This window comes from Flavobacteriales bacterium (assembly GCA_021296215.1).
GTDB lineage: Bacteria > Bacteroidota > Bacteroidia > Flavobacteriales > ECT2AJA-044 > ECT2AJA-044.
Genome location: JAGWBA010000111.1, coordinates 1 through 4,380 on the forward strand (window position 1 = coordinate 1; position 4,380 = coordinate 4,380).

Here is a 4,380-nt window from a genome sequence, read left to right on the forward strand (position 1 = left end):
CTAATGTCCGCAGGGATTTATGTGACTATTTTGAAGATAGATTTTTAACCAATGACACACTTTAGTGAACACTCCCTAGATTACTCGATGGAGGGTATGCATCTGCTTCGAATAATGCTTTGCCTGCACTGATCCACAATCGACATAATTACCACCACTTTAACCTTATTACGAACATTTATTTCTAACGCAATGAAATACCTAAAATTCCTACTTGTCGGTGTCCTCTTTGGCATTGTACTGACCAAGGCCGAGGCAGTTTCCTGGTATCGGATTTACGAGATGTTCAAGTTTCAATCATTTCACATGTACGGGGTCATCGGGTCGGCCGTAGCGCTCGGGATATTCTTTGTGTGGTTCATAAAGAAATACCACATTCACCCTTGGTATGGCGAGGAGATGTGCTTGTTCGATAAAAAACCGAGTATTCCTCGCTATCTTTTTGGAGGTATCATCTTTGGTTTGGTTTGGGATGGGCCATGACCTGGGCATGCCCGGGCCCAATGTTCATTTTATCGGGCTACGGCGTTCCAGTGATCATCGCGGTCATTATAAGTGCTCTTCCGGGTACTCTTGCCTACGGTATGCTGCGCGAAAAATACCTCACTGATACAATTGTCAGCCGTGAAACTGACAAATATTAGGTTGCAATGTGACAGATACCACCAAGTCTGGCGCGACATCCGTGTAATTTTGGAGAAGTTGAATCATTAATCATTCGCCCCCAAATGAAAATAGAGCAAATCTACACGGGTTGTCTAGCAGAAGCAGCCTACTATATTGAATCGAATGGCGAAGCCGCAATCGTTGATCCACTTCGTGAAACTCAGCCTTACATCGATAGGGCCGAGCAAAACGGCGCAAAGATCAAGTACGTTCTTGAAACACACTTCCATGCCGACTTCGTTTCGGGTCACCTCGACCTAGCAAAGCGCACCGGTGCACAAATAGTTTTTGGGCCAACTGCCCAGCCGAATTATGAAGCCTACGTTGCGAAAGACGAAGAGCTGCTTCCCCTTGGCGATGTGAAGATCAAGATCCTTCACACTCCCGGACATACCATGGAGTCGATTACTTTTCTGGTGATCGATCCCGAGGGCAACGAGCACGCTATTTTCACCGGCGACACCTTGTTCATTGGTGATGTTGGGCGTCCTGACCTCCCCGTCAAGACCGATTTGAGCCGGGAGGACCTGGCTAGCCACCTGTTCGATTCGCTCCGCAACAAAATCATGACCCTGTCCGAAGACGTGATCGTTTATCCGGGACACGGCGCCGGCTCGGCTTGTGGTAAAAAGATGAGCGATGAGACCATCGATACACTTGGTCACCAGCTTAAAAACCAATTACGCCCTGCGGGCGGATATGTCACGCGAGGAGTTCGTTCAAGAGGTTACTGACGGTTTGGCCGCCCCGCCGCAGTACTTCCCTAAGAATGCGGTAATGAATAAAATGGGTTACGACCCATTCGAGGAGGTCATGGACCGAGGTTTGAATCCACTCAACGTCTAGTATTTCGTGAAATCCGCTGAACTTACTGATGCATTGATCCTGGATACCCGTTCGGAAGAACTGTACCGCGACGGCCATATCCCCGGATCTATCTTCGTTGGGATCGACGGAAGCTTCGCTACTTGGGTAGGAACGCTGATCCCCGATCTCAAGCAACCGATATTGTTGGTGACCGATCCGGGTCGCGAAGAAGAGGTTGTGACTCGTTTGAGCCGTGTTGGATACGATAATTCCATCGGCTACCTGGATGGCGGCTTTAACGCTTGGGTATCATCCGACCGCGAGGTCGAGAAAATAGAGCAGGTTACGGCTACGGAGCTGAGCTCGCTCGTAAAGAATGACCATGTGAATATGCTCGACGTGCGCAAACAAAGCGAGTACGACAGTCAACATATCGAGGGCTTTAAAAATATGCCGCTCGATTTCATTAACGATCATATGAATGACTTGGACAAGAGTACCAAGTACTATGTTCATTGCGCTGGTGGGTACAGAAGTATGGTATTCATCAGCATCCTGAAGGCACGGGGCTATCACAATTCGGTAGACGTGGCCGGAGGGTTTGAGGCCATTGAGAAGACCGATCTTCCAATGACCGAGTACGTTTGCCCTTCCACGATGCTTTAAGCATCTAGTAGGTTCATAGCGTGCCCCGGGATTCAGGGGTGAATCCCGAGACTATTTTCGCCCCCTCGAATTGCGCTAGTGGATCTCGGTCAATCAAGAGCCTGCAGGGAGTATCTAATTTGAATTTTATACTCAAACGCTATGAAGAATCATCAAATCGTCATCATCGGTGGAGGAACTGCCGGAATCACGGTGGCTGCGCAGTTGATGCGTAAGAAAAAAGACTTGGACGTCGCGATCATTGAGCCGTCTGAGAAGTACTACTACCAACCCGCATGGACCTTGGTAGGCGCTGGAACCTATGACATGAAGAAGACCGAGCGCGATGAAGCTGGTTTGATTCCACCCGGAGTTACCCGGATCAAAGAGTATGCTGGAGATATCGATGCAGACAACAACAAGGTGGTCTTGCGGAGTGGAGAAGAGGTGCAGTACGAATTCCTCGTTGTAGCACCGGGTATTCAAGTCGATCTCGATGGAATCGAAGGCCTTCAGGAGACCATGGGCAAGAACAACGTCTGTTCGAACTATGTGGATCCGGAGTACACTTGGGATATCCTGAAAAATTGGAAGGGCGGAACAGCACTGTTTACCCAACCGGCAACTCCTATTAAGTGTGGCGGAGCACCGATGAAGATCATATTCTTGGCCGCTCACTACATGCGCAAGCACAATCTTCACAAGAATAGCGACATCATCTTTGCATCTCCCGGATCGGTGATCTTTAGGGTTAAGGAATTCGCCATTACCCTGGAGAAGGTGGTCGAGTGCTACGATATCGATACGCGCTTTCACCATAAGTTGGTGAAGATCGACGGTGAAAAGAAAGTAGCGACCTACGAAGTAGTTAAATACGACAATACCGGTTGTATGGTTCTGACCAATACCGGCGAACCCGTAACTTCAGTTGAGGAACTCGAATTCGACATGCTTCATTTGGCACCTCCTCAGAGTGCACCAGACTTTGTGAAGCGATCAAAGATCGCCCACCAAGACGGGGCGAGTAAGGGATGGGCCAACGTCGATATTCACTCATTGCAAAATCCGAATTACGAGAATGTATTTGCACTCGGCGATTCAGCGGCCTTGCCAACGGCTAAAACGGGCGCGGTCGTCCGCAAGCAAGCTCCTGTAGTCGTGGATAATATCTTGAACATGCTCGAAGGACGACATGCGCATAATTTGGGTTATACAGGGTATAGTTCTTGTCCGCTCGTGAACGCTTACGGCCGAATGGTTTTGGCGGAGTTTGGCTACGAAAACAAGAGAATGAGCGATCCTATGATCTCTACTTTTGTCGATACGACGAAAGAGAAGTGGAGCATGTGGATGCTGAAGAAGTACGGATTACCCTTTATGTACTGGGATTTAATGCTAAAAGGGAAAGCTTAAAATCGCTAAGATGGGAGTCCCGCCGCGGCGGGACTTTTTTTGCCCCGTACTTTGATCTTAAACACTGAATTCTCTATAACTTGTACAGATTAATGATTGGGCCCGATCCCTAGCACGGAAATCGACCCGGAGGCGCGCAGTTGCGGATCGCGCCGTAGGCGCATATCCACAGCAATGCTCCGCACAAGTATTTCCTTGGTCGTTACTCTTTGGGGTCGTTCCAAACGCTCATGGAATGCACGCGCTTCGATTCTTCGTCGTAGACCTGCCACGTGTCGATAGGGAGGCTGTAGATGTGGAGGCTGATCGTGCGTCGGTTGACGCAGTTGAAGCCGCGATGGAATCCAATGTAATCGTTGAGGTAGGGAATCGATTTTTCAGGTAGGTGCGTGCTTTCGATGAGTTTGAGCTTGTTCTCGACCATGGAGGTGAAGTACTGTTCAATACACAATTCGCCCTGTAAGATGTACATCCATCCTTCCTGATAGTCGTAGGTGTGGATCGGCGAGGTTTGATGCGGCTCCCAACACATGAGTAGTAGCTCGCAGTCGCTGTTGCGGAAGAGCGGAATACGGGTGTAGTGCTCTTCGCTCCATTTGCAGAGTGGCAAAATTTCGCCCTCTAGATCGAAGTTGATCCGCTTCATAATACCCATATAACCTTCGTTACCCGAGCCATTCCTCAGGGTATCGATCAGCTCTTCAATGGTAGTTATCGCACTCATAATTCTTCTCGGCTCATTAGATTCTAAGTTCCGAAAAAATCGTCAGACTGTAATACTCCCCATATTTCAGACCAACAATGCGGTTTTGTTAGTTAATAATTGGGTTTGATTAAAGATAGATTCTT

2 protein-coding genes and 2 pseudogenes are annotated in these 4,380 nt (G+C 48.6%); 3 read left to right on the forward strand and 1 reads right to left on the reverse strand.

What is annotated here, in order from left to right; all coding sequences use genetic code 11:
* Positions 1-192 precede the first annotated feature (192 nt).
* The 3 genes and pseudogenes from J4F31_12050 (at position 193) to J4F31_12060 (ending at position 3,531) form a co-directional block, all read left to right on the forward strand.
* A pseudogene (locus tag J4F31_12050) lies at positions 193-644 on the forward strand (YeeE/YedE family protein).
* A gap of 84 nt (positions 645-728) precedes the next feature.
* Positions 729-2,139: pseudogene (locus J4F31_12055) on the forward strand (MBL fold metallo-hydrolase).
* A gap of 141 nt (positions 2,140-2,280) precedes the next feature.
* Positions 2,281-3,531, forward strand: a complete 1,251-nt coding sequence (locus tag J4F31_12060) for an NAD(P)/FAD-dependent oxidoreductase (protein MCE2497288.1) — start codon at positions 2,281-2,283, stop codon at positions 3,529-3,531.
* A 202-nt stretch (positions 3,532-3,733) separates the two neighbouring features.
* Here the strand turns inward: J4F31_12060 and J4F31_12065 are convergent, their stop codons facing one another.
* Positions 3,734-4,255: a cysteine dioxygenase family protein gene (locus J4F31_12065; protein ID MCE2497289.1), complete on the reverse strand. Its 522-nt coding sequence runs from the start codon at positions 4,253-4,255 to the stop codon at positions 3,734-3,736.
* Positions 4,256-4,380: the final 125 nt, after the last annotated feature.

Excerpts from the sequence above, each read along its gene's own strand:
- J4F31_12060 (MCE2497288.1), top strand. The coding sequence starts at position 2,281 with ATGAAGAATCATCAAATCGTCATCATCGGTGGAGGAACTGCCGGAATC.
- J4F31_12065 (MCE2497289.1), bottom strand. The coding sequence starts at position 4,255 with ATGAGTGCGATAACTACCATTGAAGAGCTGATCGATACCCTGAGGAAT.